The following is a 17,185-nucleotide window of genomic DNA, read 5'->3' on the forward strand; positions in this document are numbered from 1 at the left end:
GATACCTCCGTATTACAAAATTCACTACTCATGATATAGCACGGAAGGAATTTTTTCAATATTTAATATAGCCATACATTATGTCAATAAGTAATTTTAAATATCTAAATTTGTAAAAGGTGAAAAAATGAAAGTCTCTGTTATTACCCTTGGATGCAAGGTAAACCAGTACGAATCACAGGCAATGCTGGCTCAGCTTGTCTCTGCGGGATTTACCGTATGCGACGCCGCAGAGGAAAGCGACGTGGTGTTAATCAATTCCTGCACCGTCACCGCCATGAGCGACCACAAGGTGCGCCAGACGCTCCACCGGGCAAGGCGGAAGAACCCCGGGGCAGTCCTTGTCCTGACCGGCTGCATGCCCCAGGCCTTCCCCGAAGCGGCGGCAGGGCTGCACGACGCGGACATTGTGCTGGGCAATTCCAACCGTGCGGCGCTTCTGCCCGACATCATGAAATACCTTTCCTCGCGTCAGCGCGTTGTGGACATTGTTCCCCATGAAAAGGCCCCGGGCTTTGAGTCGATGAACGTGAGCAGCTTTTTTGAGCGCACCCGCGCCTTTGTTAAAATTGAGGACGGCTGCAACCGCTTCTGCTCCTACTGCATCATTCCCTATGCGCGCGGTCGGGTACGCTCCAAACCGATGGACGAGCTGAAAAAAGAAATCGCGGAAATCGCCGCGAACGGATACCGGGAAATCGTTCTGACCGGAATCAACCTGTCCGCTTACGGGCAGGAGATCGGCCTGCATCTCTGCGACGCGGTCGAAGCCGCCTGCGAACCGGATGCCGTCGCGCGCGTACGGCTGGGTTCCCTGGAGCCAGAGCAGCTGAGCGAGGACGTCATTGCCCGTCTGAGCCGACAGAAAAAGCTCTGCGCCCAATTCCACCTGTCCCTGCAAAGCGGCTCTGACGCCACGCTGAGGCGCATGAACAGGCATTACAGCACGGAGGAGTACCGGACGATTGTAAAAAACCTGCGCGCGGCCTTTGAAAACGCGGCGATCACCACCGACATTATGGTGGGGTTCCCCGGTGAAACCGAAGAGGAGTTTCAGGAATCGCTGGCCTTTGCCAGGGAAATCGCCTTTGCGAAGGTTCATGTTTTCGCCTATTCCCGCCGCCCCGGCACAAAAGCCAACGACGCGCCCGACCAGGTTCCGCAGGCGGTCAAGGAACAGCGCAGCCGCCTGATGATCGAAGCGACGCAGCAGACCAAGGAAGCGTTTTTCCAAAGACAGATCGGACTGACCGAGCCGGTGCTGTTCGAGCGGGAATGCGACAGGAATGTCTATGAGGGCTACACCGAAAACTACACGCCGGTCAAAGCGCACAGCGGCAAAAGCCTGAGCGGGGAAATTGTTCCCGCCCTCATTACGGATGCCCTGAGCGACTGCTGCCTTGCCGAAATAAAAAATAGCGGGCAGCCGATTGCTTTCACATGACAGCAAAAAGCACTTTGACTGGCTTTTACAGCCGTTTCAAAGTGCTTTTCTTTGATGTAAATCATCCAAAGCCGGGCGTCACGAATTCAGCATCTTCATGACGTTCTGCACCTCTTGCTTCGTCTGGTCGCTGTTTAGATAATCCCAGGAATAAAACATAAACCCGTCGCAGGAGGTTTTCCGGCCGACCTCCACCTGCTGCGCCAGGATATTGTTCGATTTTTTCCAGGTGCCGCTGTCGGCATCGGAGCCGCTTTTGTAAACGGCAAGACCCAGGTATAGTTTCACGTTTGTGTTCACCACCATTTTGCGCCAGCTTTGGGCAGCGGTGTCAAACGGAAGAACGGGATTTTCAAAGTTGACGTACAGCTGCGGGCAGATATAATCGACATACCCCTGCGCACTGCACCAGGAGGCGACGTCCGCGCCCATATTCATGTCGTTCTGCACATTTCCCTGCGGGGCGATTCCAAACGGCAGGTTCGGCTTTACCGACTTGATTTCGCTGTAGACCTGCGAAACCATCGCATTGATGTTGCCGCGCCGCCACTCCAGCAGACCGAGCGGCGTGCCGCTTTTGGAAGCGGAGGCGCAGTATGCGTCGTAGGCGCTCTTATCGAACGAGCCGTCCTGCGTCGGATAGAAATAATCGTCAAACTGAATTCCGTCGACGTCGTAATTCTGCGCGATTTCCTTCGCGCCGTCCGCAATCAGCTTGCGCACCTGAGGATAGGCAGGATTGTAGTATTTACCGCCGTTGCTGTCCACGACCCAGCCCGCCTTGGAAGTGTCGCTTTTCCATGTATTGTAAACATTGCCCTGCGCCAGAATGGACGGCGTTCCGGACACCTGAATGCGCAGCGGATTGATCCACGCCTGAATTTTCAGCCCCGCCTTGTGGGAAGCCGTAACCATGTAAGCGAGCGGATCGTAGCCGGGGTCCACCCCCTGTGTTCCGCCGACGACATGGCTCCACGGAAAATAGGCCGATTTATACAGCGCGTCCCCAAACGGCCGTACGTGGACGATCAGCGTATTCATCCCGCAGTTTTTTGCCCCGGCAACAATGGCGTCGAACTTTTTCTGAAAGCCCTTTTCGCTTTTATCCTCTTCCTTGCTCATATTCAGATTCATATACGGCACCCATACCGCCCGCATTTCGTCGGAGGAGGCCGGAACGGCGGCGGCGGTCGCGGCCGGCGCGGAAGCGGACGTGGAATCCGAATTCCCCCCGGGCGCCGAGGAGGACTGTTCGCTGAACCGGTTATGCCCGATATTGACCAGCATAGTAAGTGCGATGACTCCTGCCAGAATGCAGGCGCAGATAAAAATACTGTGCCGGTTAAAAAGCTTGATTACCATAGAAACCCATCCTTTCCAATTGCGGCTTTCCCCCGATTTGTGACGTTTTTTCAATTTCAACAACCATCTATTTGACAGAACTGTCCGGATAGTGTACGATACAATTTAATAAATGCATTGATTGGGGGCGGTGTGATGTTCTTCATTATCGGAGTAACCAGCGGCGCGCACGACCTTGGCCTGCGGAGATGCGGCTATTTCTCCTGCTGTTCCGGCGGCGCGATGGCGGCGGTTACCTGTACGTTTCAGCAATTCACGCTTTTCTTTATCCCGCTATTCCGTTTCGGGAAAAGATACTTCGTCACCTGCCCCAACTGCGGTACCGTATATGAGCTGGCAAAAGACGAGGGCAGGCGCATTGAAAAAGACCCTGCGGCTGAAATCAATCCGGAGAGAATGTATGTTGTGCAGGGCGCCAGCCGGAAAACCTGTCCGAGCTGCAGGTACGCGGTGGACCCCAGCAGCCGGTACTGCCCCAACTGCGGCGCCAGACTGCTTTGACGGAGGCGTAAGACATGCCTAGTTATATATATTGGGTTTGCTACTTAATTATTATTAATTTTATCGCGGTCATCATAACGGCAGCAGACAAGCACAACGCGAAAAAACATCTTTGGCGTGTTCCGGAAAACACCCTGTTCCTGATTGCAGCGCTCGGCGGGTCCCCCGCCATGCTGCTCACTATGTATGCGATCCGGCATAAAACCCAGCATAAGAAATTTATGTTCGGCATTCCGATGATTATTACGATGCAGGTCTGTTTTGTCTATTACCTGTTTTTCAGATGATACCGTAGGAAAGAGGGCTCAGATTCGTGCTTGGGTAAGAAAGAAAAGCAGGCATCCATCCTTATAAAAATTTCAAGGGGCTGTTGCAAAAGAATTTGCAACAGCCCCTTGCTTGGTTTTTTGTTTCCGGACAATGCCCGGTATTGCTTCCTGACAACCGATTTGCAGCGGGAAAGCAGATTACGTTCCCAATTCGGATTTTTCTCCATAAAAAGCAGAAAGGAAATTTGCCCCGGAATAGACGGACAGAAACAATTGAATGGTATTCAAATTCTGAACGAAAAACTGTGGCAGAGACGCATAGAATACATACAGAAGTATGATCGCCACAATACACAGCAAAGAAACTGCTAAATAGAAAAGAGCAAAGCGAAACACCAGTTTTTTGTTAATTGAATTTAGAAACATTCCAAATAGAAACAGAATGATTATATGTACAATGATCACTCTATAGGGATGGAAATAAAACACACGGTCTTGGTCCATCGCTTTCAGTACGAAAAGGTTGACGATAGTAAGCAGTATAAAAACAGCAGGTTCGCAAATATGCTTTACGAAAAGCAGGATGTGGCACTTTTTGTTCATGCGATTACCACCCCACTGTTTTTCGGTCGTCCGCAGGACGGGAAACGGGCTGATCTTTGGTTTCCTCCAATACGGAATTCTCTCTTCTGCATTTTGTCCATGCAAGAAATATCTGTACAAAAGAAAGAAGAAAGGAAATAAAAACAGGCGACAGAAGATTCCCTTCCAGATAATTGATCTGCAGCGGCAGAAAAATCAAAATGGAAAAAGCATACATCAGAAAGGTATACAGAAACACCTGATGAATCTGAATTCTGGAATAGACCATCTGATATCCTATCCAGATAAAAAAGGCGATTCCAATGAGGTAATAACCGATCTCGACGGCCGTCGCCGTATAGCCGATTGTTTTCCAAAGACTGTCCAGCTCCGGCGACTTGACGCTTTGCTTTTGGAGCGACAGCAGCGCCAAATATACCTGACGGGAATAGACCCGATAGCTGAACTGGATGATATTGACACTGAACATCACGACCCCAAACAATACAAACGGTACCAGAGCGGATGGACTATTTTCACCGGATGCATTCCTTTGTTTTAAAAGCTTCTGCAACTCTATCGACCTTTCTTTTGCTTAATCCGGTATTGCCAACATAATGTATGATTTGCCTGCACGTTTCATGCCGATCGGCTATCCCTGTGAAAATCCATTTTCTTTCCTATAGATATAACGATTCAAACCGCGTTTTGTTACAGTTTTTCCCAAGCTTTTTAAAATTCGTGATGTTGTATAAATCGATTCATGGTTTTTTATATAGTATGCCATTTCTGTTCCAGAACAATAGTAAGACAAACAAATAAACGGCACCGGTAAAACCGGTGCCGTTTGCTGATTTTAATTTCATTATTTTACGACGATATTGACCAGCTTGCCGGGGACATAAATCTCCTTGACAACGGTTTTCCCGCCGAGTTCGGCGGCAATCTTTTCGTCGGACTTGGCTGCCGCAACCGCCGCATCCTTGGCAATATCCGCCGCGACGCTCAGGTGCGCGCGCACTTTGCCGTTGACCTGGACAACAATTTCGATGGTGTCCTCGGTGCATTTCGCCTCGTCGTATTCCGGCCACGCCTGCTGGCAGGCCATCGCGCCGTCGAACTTCATCAGCGCCCACATCTCTTCCGTTACATGGGGTGCAAACGGATTGAGAAGAACAGTGAAAACTTTGAGCTCATCCCTGGTAATGGAGCCCGCGTCGGCAATATCGTTCATCAGCGCCATCAGCGTGGCAATGGCGGTATTGAATTTGAGCGCCTCAATATCCTCGCCGACCTTTTTGATTGCCTTATTAAAGGAAATTTCAAGGCTCTTTCTGACGCCCTTCTCTTCACAGAAAAGATTCTGAAGGTTCCAGTAGCGCTCCACAAAGCGGCGGCAGCCCTTGATGCCCGCGGAGCTCCACGGGGCGGCTTTCTCAAAATCGCCGATAAACATCTCGTAAAGGCGCATGGTATCCGCGCCGTACTCGCTGACAATTTCATCGGGGTTGACGACGTTGCCGCGGGATTTGCTCATCTTTTCGCCGTTTTCGCCCAGGATCATGCCATGGCTGGTGCGCTTCGCGTACGGCTCCGGCGTAGGCACCACATGGATGTCGTAAAGGAATTTATGCCAGAAGCGGCTGTAGAGCAGATGGAGCGTCGTATGCTCCATCCCGCCGTTGTACCAGTCGACCGGCGTCCAGTATTTCAGGGCTTCCTCGCTGGCAAGCGCGTTGTCGTTGTGGGGATCGATGTAACGCAGGAAGTACCAGGAGGAACCGGCCCACTGCGGCATGGTGTCCGTCTCGCGCTTTGCTTCGCCGCCGCAGTGCGGGCAGGTAGTCGTTACCCAGTCCGTCATGTGCGCCAGCGGGGATTCGCCGGTGTCGGTCGGCTCGTAGGATTTGACATCCGGCAGCCGCAGCGGAAGCTCGCTTTCCGGCAGCGGAACATAGCCGCATTTCTCGCAGTAAACGACCGGGATGGGTTCACCCCAGTAGCGCTGACGGGAAAAGACCCAGTCGCGCAGCTTAAAGTTCACTTTGGAGTGCCCCAGTCCCTTCTCCGTTAAGTAATCGGTGATCTTTTTCTTGGCCTCGTCCACGGTCAGGCCGTCTAGAATCCCGGAATTCACCATAATGCCGGTCGCGCAGTCGGTAAAGGCTTCGTTTTCCACATCGCCGCCCTTGACCACTTCAATAATCGGCAGATCGAATTTCTTCGCAAACTCCCAGTCGCGGGTATCGTGCGCCGGAACGGCCATGATGGCCCCCGTACCGTAGGAAACGAGCACGTAATCGGAAATGAAAATCGGAATCTCTTTTCCGGTAACGGGATTGACAGCCGCTACGCCGTCAAGGCGGACGCCGGTTTTATCCTTGGCGACCTCCGTGCGCTCAAAGTCGGATTTTCTGGCGGCTTCGCTCTGGTAGGCGCGCACCTCGTTGATATTTTTCAGCCTGTCGGCCCATTTTTCAATCATGGGATGCTCCGGGGAAACGACCATGTAAGTCGCGCCGTAAAGCGTGTCCGGCCGGGTGGTATAAACGGTGAGCTTGTCCCCCGTCGTCGCGGTGAAATCCACCTCCGCGCCGGTGGAGCGGCCGATCCAGTTTTTCTGCTGCGACTTGACGCGGTCGGGGTAGTCGACAAGGTCAAGGTCGTCGATCAGGCGCTGGGCATACTCGGTTATCTTGAGCATCCACTGGGATTTGACTTTGCGTACGACCTCGCTGCCGCACCGCTCGCAGACACCGTTGACCACTTCTTCGTTGGCCAGCACGCATTTGCAGGAAGTGCACCAGTTGACGGCCATTTCCTTCTTGTAGGCAAGGCCGTGCTTGAACAGCTGAAGGAAAATCCACTGTGTCCATTTATAATAATCGGGGTCGGTCGTATTGATTTCCCGCGACCAGTCAAAGGAGATGCCGAGGGACTGAAGCTGCTGCTTAAAGCGGGCGATATTTTTCTTTGTCACTTCCGCCGGATGCACATGGTTCTTGATGGCGAAATTTTCAGTCGGCAGACCGAACGCGTCCCAGCCGATGGGATACAGGACATTGTAGCCCTGCAGGCGGCGCTTGCGCGCAACGATATCGATTGCCGTGTAGGAGCGCGGGTGACCGACGTGAAGCCCCTGTCCGGACGGATAAGGGAATTCTATCAGCGCGTAATATTTCGGCTTGCTGCTGGCGTTGGAGGCATGGAAAACGCCTGCTTTCTCCCATTCATCCTGCCATTTTTTCTCAATTGACCTGTGATCGTATTTCATCTTTCCTTCGCTCCTATATTTTGATTAATCTTTTACAATATCGGAAATATCGATTTTTTCCGCGTCCTGCCACAGACGGTCAAGATTGTAAAATTCGCGCGCGTCCGCCGTAAAAATATGGACCATGACATTACCGTAGTCCAGAAGCACCCAGGAGTTGGAACGGTAGCCGTCAACATGCTCCGGGCTGACGCCGAGCTGCTTTAACTTGAACTCGACCTCTTCCGCAAGCGACTTGACGTGAGTGCTGCTGGTACCGGTCGAAAAAACAAAATAATCCGCAAGTACGGAAATATCCTTAATGCCGATGGCCTTCAGGTCCATGGCTTTCTTTTCATCCAAAATCTTAACTGTTTCCTTTGCCAGTTCCAGTGACGTCATACACAACAACCTTTCCTTTAACTGTATTTATTTTTCAGAACCGCCTCATTATAAGCGGCGATCGTATCGGGATGAATGGCGCGGCAGCCCTTTGTCAGGTCCTGAATGGTGTAAACCATTCCTTCGATCATCGCCTGTTCCAGGCTGACGTCGGCGGCCCTGCGCAAAGCCTCTACGCCGTCGTAGTCGCGGTCCGCGGAAATAAAATCGGCGATAAAGATGATTTTGTCGAGCAGGGTCATGTGAGCCCGCCCGGTCGTGTGATATCTTACGGCATTTAAAATCTCCGCGTCGGCGATTTTCAGTTCCTTTTCCAGATAAGCTTCCCCAAGCATTGCGTGCCAAAGCTTCTGCGCGCTGCGCTCCACATCGGTCAGGATGATATCGTAGCGCATCATCATTTTCAGCTGTTCCTCAGGCGGAACGTCCTTCATAATATCGTGAAGGATTCCGGCAACTTCCGCTTTTTCCACATTGGCCTCATACTTTTTTGCAAGACGCACCGCAGCGTCGCGGACACAAAGGGAATGATCATACCGTTTTTGGCTGAGAAAAGGCTTAATAATCGCCTCATAATCGATTTTATTCATTTTCCTGCTCCAAATACAACTTATTTTCCGCTATATAATCCACAACCTTTGGCGGGACAAGCTCCGAGATGCTTTTTCCATCCCGAACCGCATTGCGGACCATTGTTGACGAAATAGGAAGATATTCAATATTCCGGATGAAGGTCTTCGCCCCTTCCCTCTCCAGAATTTCAGCGTAGTCCAAAAGGGAACGCAGTCCGTCGCCGCCGCGCGGGGCCGCGCACAGAACAGCCAGCCTGAAAATCGTTTCCGCCTCGTACCATTGCTTCAGGGTAAGGAACATATCCTCGCCGGTAATCAGGTAAAGCTCGGAATCCGGATTTCTTTTTTTCAGTTCCCGCAGAGTGTCCGCAGTGTAGCTGCGGCCCCTCCGTTTCAGCTCTATGTCGCTGACTTCAAAAATATTCCCTTCGCACGCAAGGCGGCACATTGCAAGCCTGTCCCTGCCGGGGGCAAGGTTGGGCGCGTGCTTGTGCGGAGGCTGATAAGTCGGAATCAGCAGTACCCTTTGCGCCCCGATCATCTCTGCAAACCGCTTTGCCAGATGCATATGCCCGTTGTGAATGGGGTTGAAGGTGCCGCCGAATACGGCAATTTTCTGCATATTTCCACCTTATGTCATATCATATTACTTTTTTGCCGCTTTGGGAAGAGTGATTTTCGGTTCTTTTTCGTTTCTGCGGTACAGTACAAACTTGGAACCGATGACCTGTACGACTTCCGAACCCGTCTCGGCGGCAATCCGTTCGGCGGTGTCCCTGACGGGGACGGGAGAGGTCTCCAGTACTTTCCCTTTCAGGATTTCCCGCGCGGTCAGAGCGTCGTCCGCCTGTTTGACGACATCCGGGCCGACGCCGGATTTTCCCACCATTAAAATCGTATCGATATCGTTCGCGAGGGAGCGGAGAAATGCGCGCTGTTTACTGGTTATCATCCGTTCTTTTCCTTCCTGTTCCGTAATTTTTCTGCGAACGCCCTGAGAGCCCGGCCGCGGTGGCTGATTTCATCCTTTTCCTCTGCGGTCAGCTGGGCGAAGGATTTTCCGTTGACAAGAAAAACCGGGTCGTAACCGAAGCCGCCCTCCCCTTCGGGAGCGAACGCAATGGTTCCCGCGCATTCGCCCTGTGCGGTGATCCGGGTTCCGTCCGGGAAAACACAGCAGATGGCGCTGACGAATTTCGCCGTACGCTTTTCCTGAGGAACCTCCTTAACCGCGTCCAGCAGCTTATGGATCCGGTCAAGATCGGTTGCGTCTTCCCCTGCGTACCGGGCCGAATACACGCCCGGCGCTCCGCCCAGAGCGTCCACCATCAGGCCGGAGTCGTCCGCAACGGCGGGCAGCCCCGTTTCCCGGCAGGCAGAATCCGCTTTGAGAAACGCGTTTTCCGCAAAGGTGGTGCCCGTTTCCTCCACCTCCGGCAGATCGGGGGCCGAAACGGAGATATGGAGCGGCATCAAAATGCGCTCAAGCTCCTGAAGCTTCTTTTGATTATGGGTAGCCATGACAAATTTCATTCCTGATTCTCCCTTGCAAATAAAGCCTCGGCAAATTCGTCGGCGTCGAACGGCTGAAGGTCGTCGACCTTCTCCCCCACCCCGATGAATTTGACCGGGATTCCCAGATTTTCGCGGATAGCGAGCACTACGCCGCCGCGCGCGGTGCCGTCCAGCTTGGTCAGCACGATGCCGGTGATTCCGGCCGCGCTCTGGAATTCGCGCGCCTGGTTCACGGCGTTCTGGCCGGTAGTGGCGTCAAGCACCAGCAGCACCTCTTTGTCCGCGTCCGGCAGCTCCCGGTCAATGACGCGGCCGATTTTGGAAAGCTCGTCCATCAGATTCTTTTTATTGTGAAGCCGGCCGGCCGTGTCGCAGATCACCACGTCCGCTCCTCTGGCCTTGGCGGCGGCAACCGCGTCGTATACCACGGAGGCGGGGTCGCTGCCCTCCGGCTGCTTCACCAGCTCGGCGCCGGAGCGCTGCGCCCAGACCTCCAGCTGCTCCACGGCGGCGGCGCGGAAGGTATCCGCCGCGCCGAGAACGACCTTTTTTCCCTCGGCCTTCAGCCGGGACGCAATTTTCCCGATGGTAGTCGTTTTGCCGACGCCGTTGACGCCGATGACCAGAATCACGGACGGTTTGGTGGAAATCTGCAGCTCTTCGCCGCCGCGGAGCATTTCCGCAACGGTTTCGCGCAGCATCCCGTAAATCGCTTCAGGATCGGTAACGCCCTTTTCCTTTACCTTTTTGCGAAGCGTATCGCAAATATGCTCCGCGGTAGGCACGCCGACGTCGCCCATGACGAGCAGTTCTTCCAGCTCCTCAAAAAGCTCCTCGTCGATGGAGGTAAAGGAGCGGAGCATGGACTCCACGGAGGAGCTCATTTTATCCCTTGTCTTTTTTAATCCCTCTTTTATCTTTGAGAATAAGCCCATTTGATTGTCTCCTTCATCAATGTTGTTCCTTCATGCCAAGCTTGGCCTCAATTTCGGACACATGCAGCTCCAGCAGCTTGGAAATGCCCTCGTCCTGCATGGTGACGCCGTAAAGCACATCCGATTCCTCCATGCTGCCGCGGCGGTGCGTGATCACAATAAACTGAGTGTTTTTATTCATGCGGCGCAGATACGCGGCAAACCGGTCGACGTTCACGTCGTCCAGCGCGGCTTCGATTTCGTCGAGCACGCAGAACGGCGGCGGGTTGACCTTCATAATCGCAAAATACAGGGCGATCGCCACCAGCGCCTTTTCCCCGCCGGAGAGCGACTCCAGATGCGTGATGATTTTTCCCGGCGGCTGTACGGAGATATCGATGCCCGAATGTAAAATATCGTCCGGCGCGCTCAGCGCCAGCTCGGCGGTACCGCCCGCGAACAGCTCCCGGAACGTCTGCTTGAAATTTTCGTTGATCTGCCCGAAGCGTTCCACAAACAGGCCGCGCATCTGATGCGTCAGCTCGCCGATCAGCTTTTTGAGCTCGTCGCGGCTTTTTTCGACGTCTTCGATCTGGGCCTTCATAAACTCGTAGCGTTCGGAAACTTCCTTGTATTCCTCGACCGCGGCCACATTGACGGAGCCGAGCGCCTTGATCTTATTTTTCAGCTCGTTCAGGCGTTTCTGCGCCTGCGCCGGATTTTCTATTTTCGCGCCCGTTTCTTCCGCTTCCCGGCGTGTCAGTTCGTATTCTTCCCATAAGCGGCTGATTATTTCATCATACTCTTTCTGAAGGTTGACCTTGCGTTCCTCCAGACGGGCAAGCTCATGGCCTATTTTTTCTTTTTCCGCCGATTTTTCATGCTCCTTCGCGCGCATTTCCGCGGAGAGGCGTTCATATTCCATCCGTTTGGCGTTCAGCTCTTCGATTTGCCCGCCGCATTTTTTCGCGGCTTCCCGAAGGGCGGCGGCCTGCTCTTTCAGTTCCTCCACACGGACGGTCAGCGCGGCGCTGGCGGTTTGAACAGCATTGATCTCTTCGTTCAGCGCTTCCGTACGGCCCTCGTGGTCCTGCTTTCTGCGTTCAATGTCCTCGATCCCCGCCCGCAGAGACTCGATGTCCTTCTGCGCCGAGAGACAGGCCATGCGGATTTCCTGCAGCTGCGCGGCCAGTTCGTCGCTGGCCTGGTTCAGCTCGGTTCGGCTGCCGCTGATCTGACTGAGCTCCGCCTGTAAAGAGGCCTGCTTTTCCGCAATTTCCTTTGAGCTGGCCTGCGCGGCCTGCTGTGCTTCTCTTTGAAGGCTGAGCCTTGCGCCGGCCGTTTTGTTTTCCTCGTTCAAAGCGTCACAGTCGCGGGAGGCGGTGGCCAGGTCGGCAAGTGCGCGCCTGTGCTCAGAATCGATTTTCACGCGCTCTTCCTGCGCGGAGGAAAGCTCCGCCTTGGCTGCGGCAAGCTCCGCTTCACAGGAAGAAACCTCTTCCGAAGCGGTTTTCAGCGCCGCGGCGGCGGCTTCCGCTTTCTTCTGGAGCTCGGCGGCTTGTGCCCGGATGCGCTCAATTTCCGACGCGCGGCTGAGCAGTCCGGAGTTTCTGGCGAGCGAACCGCCCGTGAGCGAACCGCCCGCGTTGACGACCTGCCCGTCCAGCGTAACAATACGGAACCGGTAGTTGTAGCGTTTGGCGATCGCGACGGCGCTGTCCAGGTCCTCCGCCACGGCAATGCGCCCCAAAAGGGAATTCAGTATCCCGTTGTATTTTTCATCACAGCTGCACAGGCGGCCCGCGACGCCGACGAAGCCGGGGCAGTCTTCAAGGCCGTTTTCCTGCAGAACATTTCCCCGGATCGTGGTAAGGGGAAGAAAGGTCGCCCGGCCGGAATCGCGCTGTTTAAGCAAACGGATCGCGTTTTTCGCGTCCTGTTCATTGCCGACGACAATGTTCTGCATGGCCGCGCCCAGCGCCGTTTCAATGGCGACGGCGTATTGGGAAGGCACTTTGATCAGTCGGGAAACGGGCCCGTGGATTCCGCTGACAGTCCCACGCCCGGCTTCCTTCATCACAATTTTGACACTGTGGGAGAAGCCTTCCAGATTGCGCTCCAGCTCCTCCAGAAGGTGTGCCTTGCGCGCGTGCTCCTGCGCGTCCAGACGGAGCGTTTCGCTCTGCTGCTTGACTGCTTCCATCCGCTGGCGGCGTGTGTTCAGCCGTAGCTCGTAGCCCTTTGCCGTGTTGGTCAGCGCGCCGATCCGTTCGTCGGTATCGGAAAGCATTTTCGCATAATCGCCGGACTCTTTCCGGAGCTGCTCCATCTGCGCGTTTTTGGAGCGGACGGTCTGGGCAATATCGGTAAGCCGAAGCTGTATTTCGGTGATGGAGGAAACCGCCGTCATCTCCGCGACCTTTGCTTCCGTCGCCTGATTGGCGCATTCCGCAATTTCCCGCGTGTATCCATCGATTTTCCCGGTGGTTTCGCTCATGCTCCGGCGGAGTTCTTCCAATTGTCCGGTATAGGTTTGAGTCAGTTGATTCTTCTCGTTTATGTACTCTGTTTTCTGCTGAATCTGAGCCTTTTTCTGGTCGATTTCCTTTTCCATATCCTGACTGGAAACGGCGCTCTGCTCGATTTCCTTTCGGATACGCCCGATATTTTCCTCGTTGTGCTGAATATCGTTTTGCAGGACCGACGCTTCGCCGTCTTTTTTGACGGCGTTCTCCTCCTGCCTGGCCGCTTCCTGGCGGATTTCATCCACCTTTGCGGTGCAGGCGCCGGCTTCCCTGAAATTCTGCTCGATCTTTTCGTCTATTTCCTGAAGCTCCCGCTCCACCGTTTCATGCTGGTCACGGGCAATCAGAATTTTATCGTCGTGCTCGCGCAGGACCCTGCCCGATTTTTCCAGCGTATTGAGCCAGAGCCCGATTTCCAGCGTACGCTTTTCAGCGGCATAGGCAAGGTACTGCTGCGCCTTTTCGGATTGCTCCTTTAACGGGCCGACCCTGTCCTGCAGCTCTGTCAGAATATCCCTCAGGCGGAGGAGGTTGTCCTCGGCCTGATTCAGCCTGCGCTCAGATTCCTCCTTGCGGTAACGGAAGCGGGAAATTCCCGCGGCCTCTTCAAAAATTTCGCGGCGGTCCTCCGAACGGGCGGCCACGATACTGTCGATCTTGCCCTGTCCGATGATGGAGTATCCGTCGCGGCCAAGGCCGGTGTCCATAAAAAGCTCGTTGATATCCTTCAGCCGCACCGCGGCCTTATTGATCAAATATTCGCTGTCCCCGGAGCGGTAATACCGGCGGGTGACCGCCACGTTGTCGGCGTCAAACGGAAGCTGGCGAAGGGCATTGTCAATGTTCAGGGTCACCTCGGCAAACCCCTGTGCCTTGCGCACGGGAGTGCCGCTGAAAATAACATCCTCCATTTTCGTGCAGCGGAGCACCCGGGTGGACTGTTCGCCCAGAACCCAGCGGACAGCGTCGCTGATATTGCTTTTTCCGCTTCCGTTAGGGCCCACGACCGCCGTGATGCCATGGTCAAAGCTGAGAGTTGTCTTATCAGGAAATGTCTTGAACCCCTGAATTTCCAGTGACTTCAACAGCATATTCTCACCTCAATTATTCTATCGTAAAGCAATTTTCCTCCACGCCCGAGTCCTGTACGATTTTTGCACAGTAACCCAGCTGCGCAAGAGCGGCCAAATTGCACTTTTTCTGCCCCGCAGCCTTTGATGCCGTTTTCGGGTTCACCTTAATCATAATACTGTCTTTTAACTGCGGATTTTGCCGTAAGTACGCGGAAATTCGGCGAAGCAGGCGCGCGCTTTCGCAAAGCTCCCGGAAAGCCGGATGCCACGGGCCGGCAAGCATGTCCCGCTCCAGCTCCGGCGAGCTGTGCAGTCCCAGACGGATGACCCTGATGCCCTGATCCTCGAAGAAATCCAGCAGTCCGGCGCAGAGCTGCACGGTTTCTTCCAGATTCAGCGTTTGGTACTCTCCGCTGAGATATCGGTCGCCCAGTTCCGTCCCCCGCATAATGACGGTCGGATAAATCCGCATATTTTCCGGGTGGAGTGCGGCCAGCTTTTTCGCGGTCAGCACGCTGCCTTCGGCGGTATCGCCGTAAAGCCCGGTCATCATCTGCAGCCCAAGCGTAAAGCCGTGGGATTTTATCAGTTCCGCCGCCGCCGCGACCTGTTGAGCAGTATGTCCCCGCCGGTTCAGCCGAAGGACGCGGTCGTCCATGCTCTGCGCCCCAAGCTCAATCGAGGTAACGCCGTATTTTTTCAGCAGCTTCAAAATCTCTTCGTCAATACAGTCCGGCCTTGTGGAAATGCGGATTCCCGCAAAGGTGCCGTCTTTTACAAAAGGCTCCGCCGCTTCCAGAAGGGAAACCATATAGCCCGGCTCAATCGCGGTAAAGCTGCCGCCGAAAAAGGCAATCTCGGCATTTTTCGTATTCCCTCTCAGGCTGTTTTTCGCGATTTCGGCCGCATTCTGCACCTCCCGCGGAGAAGGCTGCGCCAGCCGGCCGGTAATGGCGCGCTGGTTGCAGAAACTGCACTGGTGCGGGCAGCCGTTGTGGGGCACAAAAATCGCTACGTTGGCGTGTTTCAATAACCCATCAGCTCCATTGCTTCACGGGCAGCCTGCTGCTCGGCCTCTTTTTTGCTGCGCCCGCCGCCCTTGCCGATCACGTTGCTGTTCAGGTGGACCTCCACGGTAAAATGCTTGTCGTGATCGGGTCCGCTTTCGCCCGTCAGCACATATTCCAGATGTTCCTCCGGATTCTGCTGGATGATCTCCTGCAGGGCGGTCTTATAATCCTTGAAGGCTTTCGGCCTTGCCGTCTGCAGCAGGGGCAGGACAAAGCGAAGGATAAATTTGCGGGCCTCATCCATGCCGCCGTCCAGATAGATCGCGGCAATAATGGACTCGAACGCGTCGGCCAGGATGGAGGAACGCGTGCGGCCTCCTGAATTCTGTTCCCCATGGCTTAACAGCAGGAACTTCCCGACCTCCAGCTGGGTGGAAAATCCGCAGCAGGCCTTTTCACAGACAAGCGCGGCCCGCTTTTTCGTCAGATCACCTTCCGGCAGGTCGGGGAATTGCTTAAACAGATAATCCGCCACCACCAGCCCCAGGATCGAGTCCCCGAGGAACTCCAGCCGCTCGTTGCTGCCGCCCGGCACCCGGGTTTCATTGGCATAGGACGAATGGGTCAGCGCCGTTTTCAGATACTGCTTATTTTTAAAATGATACTCCAGTTTGTCTTCCAGTTCTTTCATAAACTCACGCTCCGTTAAAACGAATCTTACCTTATTCCGCTGCGTCTTCATCGCCGGATTCTTTTGCGGTATTCTTTTTATAGTTCTCGATCGAGTTTGCGATTTCGTCGACAACGCCGCCGGAAACATAGGATTTTAGCAGGCGGAGCGCGTTATAGAAGGTTTTTGCCTTTGCGCTGCCGTGCGCCTTGAACACCGGCTTGGCGCAGCCCATCAGCGGAGCGCCGCCGTACTCGTTGTAATCCATTGTCTTTCGGAGCGTTTTGATATCCTTTAAAACAATCGCCGCCGCAAGCTTGTTCAGAGAATTTTTTGTGAAGATCTCCTTTAGCTTACCCATCAGCAGGATGGCTACACCCTCGTATGTTTTTAAAATCGAATTTCCGGTAAAGCCGTCCGCAACAATCACGTCGCCGGCATCCAGCGGGATATCGCGTGCTTCAACATTGCCGACAAAGTTCAGACCGGAACTTTTCAGCATGGCAAACGCTTCGTGCTGAAGATCGCCGCCCTTATGGTCCTCCGTGCCGATGTTGGCGAGAGCGACCCGCGGGTGATCGATATTCATGACCTTCTGCATGTAAACGGAGCCCATCACGCCGAACTGGCGGAGCATGTCCGCCTTGCAGTCCACGTTCGCGCCGGAGTCGATCAGCATAAAGCAGCCTTCCCTTTTCGGCATGACCGGCGCAAAGGCGACGCGCTTGATTCCCTTGATCCTTTTGACGATCAGGGTCGCGCCGACTACCAATGCTCCGCTGTTGCCCGCGGAAATACAGGCGTCGCCTTCCCCCGCGGCCAGACGGCGCAGGGCCTCCGCCATCGAGGAATTGGATTTCGATTTCATAATTTCCCCGGCGTGCTCTTCCATGGTAATCACGTCCGGCACATCGATAATCTGCATGCGGTTCAGGGAAATCTCATTCTCCTTCGCCACCCGGCGGATTTCCTCCTCCCGCCCGGTCAGCAAAATATCGACGTCCAGCTCCGCGACGGCCTGTGCGCAGCCTTTCAGAATTTCGAGGGGGGCGTTGTCGCCTCCAAATGCATCAACGATTATTTTCATTTGAAA

Annotated in this window: 16 protein-coding genes; 3 read left to right on the forward strand and 13 right to left on the reverse strand. The window is 54.3% G+C overall.

Annotation, left to right across the window (positions count from 1 at the left end; all coding sequences use genetic code 11):
* The first annotated feature begins 127 nt into the window (after positions 1–127).
* Entirely contained in the window at positions 128–1,444 is a 1,317-nt protein-coding gene (gene mtaB / locus LY85_RS02740; protein WP_141825362.1) for a tRNA (N(6)-L-threonylcarbamoyladenosine(37)-C(2))-methylthiotransferase MtaB, read from the forward strand.
* A 78-nt stretch (positions 1,445–1,522) separates the two neighbouring features.
* Here mtaB and LY85_RS02745 read toward each other — a convergent pair whose 3' ends face one another.
* Complete coding sequence (locus LY85_RS02745; protein WP_141825363.1) at positions 1,523–2,806, reverse strand: family 10 glycosylhydrolase; 1,284 nt, start codon at positions 2,804–2,806, stop codon at positions 1,523–1,525.
* Positions 2,807–2,941: 135 nt separating this feature from the next.
* On the opposite strand from LY85_RS02745, the gene LY85_RS02750 reads away from it, so the two are divergent.
* The gene (locus LY85_RS02750) at positions 2,942–3,307 is read left to right on the forward strand and encodes a zinc ribbon domain-containing protein (RefSeq protein ID WP_141825364.1); all 366 of its coding nucleotides are present in this window, start codon (positions 2,942–2,944) and stop codon (positions 3,305–3,307) included.
* Positions 3,308–3,321: 14 nt separating this feature from the next.
* The gene (locus LY85_RS02755; RefSeq protein WP_038324592.1) at positions 3,322–3,594 is read left to right on the forward strand and encodes a DUF1294 domain-containing protein; all 273 of its coding nucleotides are present in this window, start codon (positions 3,322–3,324) and stop codon (positions 3,592–3,594) included.
* 589 nt (positions 3,595–4,183) lie between these two features.
* Here LY85_RS02755 and LY85_RS02760 read toward each other — a convergent pair.
* The 12 genes from LY85_RS02760 to plsX form a co-directional block, all read right to left on the reverse strand.
* Positions 4,184–4,648: a hypothetical protein gene (locus LY85_RS02760; RefSeq protein WP_141825365.1), complete on the reverse strand. Its 465-nt coding sequence runs from the start codon at positions 4,646–4,648 to the stop codon at positions 4,184–4,186.
* Between the two features lie 375 nt (positions 4,649–5,023).
* Complete coding sequence (gene leuS, locus LY85_RS02765; protein ID WP_141825366.1) at positions 5,024–7,432, reverse strand: leucine--tRNA ligase; 2,409 nt, start codon at positions 7,430–7,432, stop codon at positions 5,024–5,026.
* Positions 7,433–7,456: 24 nt separating this feature from the next.
* Complete coding sequence (rsfS, locus tag LY85_RS02770; RefSeq protein WP_038324597.1) at positions 7,457–7,813, reverse strand: ribosome silencing factor; 357 nt, start codon at positions 7,811–7,813, stop codon at positions 7,457–7,459.
* Positions 7,814–7,830: 17 nt separating this feature from the next.
* Entirely contained in the window at positions 7,831–8,403 is a 573-nt protein-coding gene (yqeK, locus tag LY85_RS02775) for a bis(5'-nucleosyl)-tetraphosphatase (symmetrical) YqeK (RefSeq protein WP_141825367.1), read from the reverse strand.
* Complete coding sequence (gene nadD / locus LY85_RS02780; RefSeq protein WP_141825368.1) at positions 8,396–9,007, reverse strand: nicotinate (nicotinamide) nucleotide adenylyltransferase; 612 nt, start codon at positions 9,005–9,007, stop codon at positions 8,396–8,398. The genes yqeK and nadD overlap by 8 nt, the downstream gene beginning before the upstream one ends.
* A gap of 24 nt (positions 9,008–9,031) precedes the next feature.
* Positions 9,032–9,337 carry a YhbY family RNA-binding protein gene (locus tag LY85_RS02785; protein WP_038324602.1) on the reverse strand — a complete coding sequence of 102 codons (306 nt, stop codon included), beginning with the start codon at positions 9,335–9,337 and terminating at the stop codon, positions 9,032–9,034.
* Complete coding sequence (gene rdgB / locus LY85_RS02790; protein ID WP_141825369.1) at positions 9,334–9,918, reverse strand: RdgB/HAM1 family non-canonical purine NTP pyrophosphatase; 585 nt, start codon at positions 9,916–9,918, stop codon at positions 9,334–9,336. Before rdgB ends, LY85_RS02785 begins: the two co-directional genes overlap by 4 nt.
* Positions 9,915–10,835 carry a signal recognition particle-docking protein FtsY gene (gene ftsY, locus LY85_RS02795; RefSeq protein WP_141825370.1) on the reverse strand — a complete coding sequence of 307 codons (921 nt, stop codon included), beginning with the start codon at positions 10,833–10,835 and terminating at the stop codon, positions 9,915–9,917. The genes rdgB and ftsY overlap by 4 nt, the downstream gene beginning before the upstream one ends.
* A gap of 16 nt (positions 10,836–10,851) precedes the next feature.
* Positions 10,852–14,430, reverse strand: coding sequence for a chromosome segregation protein SMC (gene smc, locus LY85_RS02800; protein WP_141825371.1), 3,579 nt, complete (start codon positions 14,428–14,430; stop codon positions 10,852–10,854).
* 13 nt (positions 14,431–14,443) lie between these two features.
* Entirely contained in the window at positions 14,444–15,442 is a 999-nt protein-coding gene (locus LY85_RS02805; RefSeq protein ID WP_141825372.1) for a radical SAM protein, read from the reverse strand.
* Positions 15,439–16,113 carry a ribonuclease III gene (gene rnc / locus LY85_RS02810; RefSeq protein WP_141825373.1) on the reverse strand — a complete coding sequence of 225 codons (675 nt, stop codon included), beginning with the start codon at positions 16,111–16,113 and terminating at the stop codon, positions 15,439–15,441. The genes LY85_RS02805 and rnc overlap by 4 nt, the downstream gene beginning before the upstream one ends.
* 31 nt (positions 16,114–16,144) lie before the next feature.
* Entirely contained in the window at positions 16,145–17,179 is a 1,035-nt protein-coding gene (gene plsX / locus LY85_RS02815) for a phosphate acyltransferase PlsX (RefSeq protein ID WP_141825374.1), read from the reverse strand.
* Positions 17,180–17,185: the final 6 nt, after the last annotated feature.

It is taken from the genome of Clostridium sp. KNHs216 (genome assembly GCF_006714885.1).
Lineage (GTDB): Bacteria > Bacillota > Clostridia > Oscillospirales > Acutalibacteraceae > Caproiciproducens.

Bases quoted from the DNA above. Each gene is read 5' to 3' on its own strand.
- mtaB (WP_141825362.1), top strand. From the start codon at position 128: ATGAAAGTCTCTGTTATTACCCTTGGATGCAAGGTAAACCAGTACGAA.
- LY85_RS02745 (WP_141825363.1), bottom strand. From the start codon at position 2,806: ATGGTAATCAAGCTTTTTAACCGGCACAGTATTTTTATCTGCGCCTGC.
- LY85_RS02750 (WP_141825364.1), top strand. From the start codon at position 2,942: ATGTTCTTCATTATCGGAGTAACCAGCGGCGCGCACGACCTTGGCCTG.
- LY85_RS02755 (WP_038324592.1), top strand. From the start codon at position 3,322: ATGCCTAGTTATATATATTGGGTTTGCTACTTAATTATTATTAATTTT.
- LY85_RS02760 (WP_141825365.1), bottom strand. From the start codon at position 4,648: ATGTTCAGTGTCAATATCATCCAGTTCAGCTATCGGGTCTATTCCCGT.
- leuS (WP_141825366.1), bottom strand. From the start codon at position 7,432: ATGAAATACGATCACAGGTCAATTGAGAAAAAATGGCAGGATGAATGG.
- rsfS (WP_038324597.1), bottom strand. From the start codon at position 7,813: ATGACGTCACTGGAACTGGCAAAGGAAACAGTTAAGATTTTGGATGAA.
- yqeK (WP_141825367.1), bottom strand. From the start codon at position 8,403: ATGAATAAAATCGATTATGAGGCGATTATTAAGCCTTTTCTCAGCCAA.
- nadD (WP_141825368.1), bottom strand. From the start codon at position 9,007: ATGCAGAAAATTGCCGTATTCGGCGGCACCTTCAACCCCATTCACAAC.
- LY85_RS02785 (WP_038324602.1), bottom strand. From the start codon at position 9,337: ATGATAACCAGTAAACAGCGCGCATTTCTCCGCTCCCTCGCGAACGAT.
- rdgB (WP_141825369.1), bottom strand. From the start codon at position 9,918: ATGAAATTTGTCATGGCTACCCATAATCAAAAGAAGCTTCAGGAGCTT.
- ftsY (WP_141825370.1), bottom strand. From the start codon at position 10,835: ATGGGCTTATTCTCAAAGATAAAAGAGGGATTAAAAAAGACAAGGGAT.
- smc (WP_141825371.1), bottom strand. From the start codon at position 14,430: ATGCTGTTGAAGTCACTGGAAATTCAGGGGTTCAAGACATTTCCTGAT.
- rnc (WP_141825373.1), bottom strand. From the start codon at position 16,113: ATGAAAGAACTGGAAGACAAACTGGAGTATCATTTTAAAAATAAGCAG.
- plsX (WP_141825374.1), bottom strand. From the start codon at position 17,179: ATGAAAATAATCGTTGATGCATTTGGAGGCGACAACGCCCCCCTCGAA.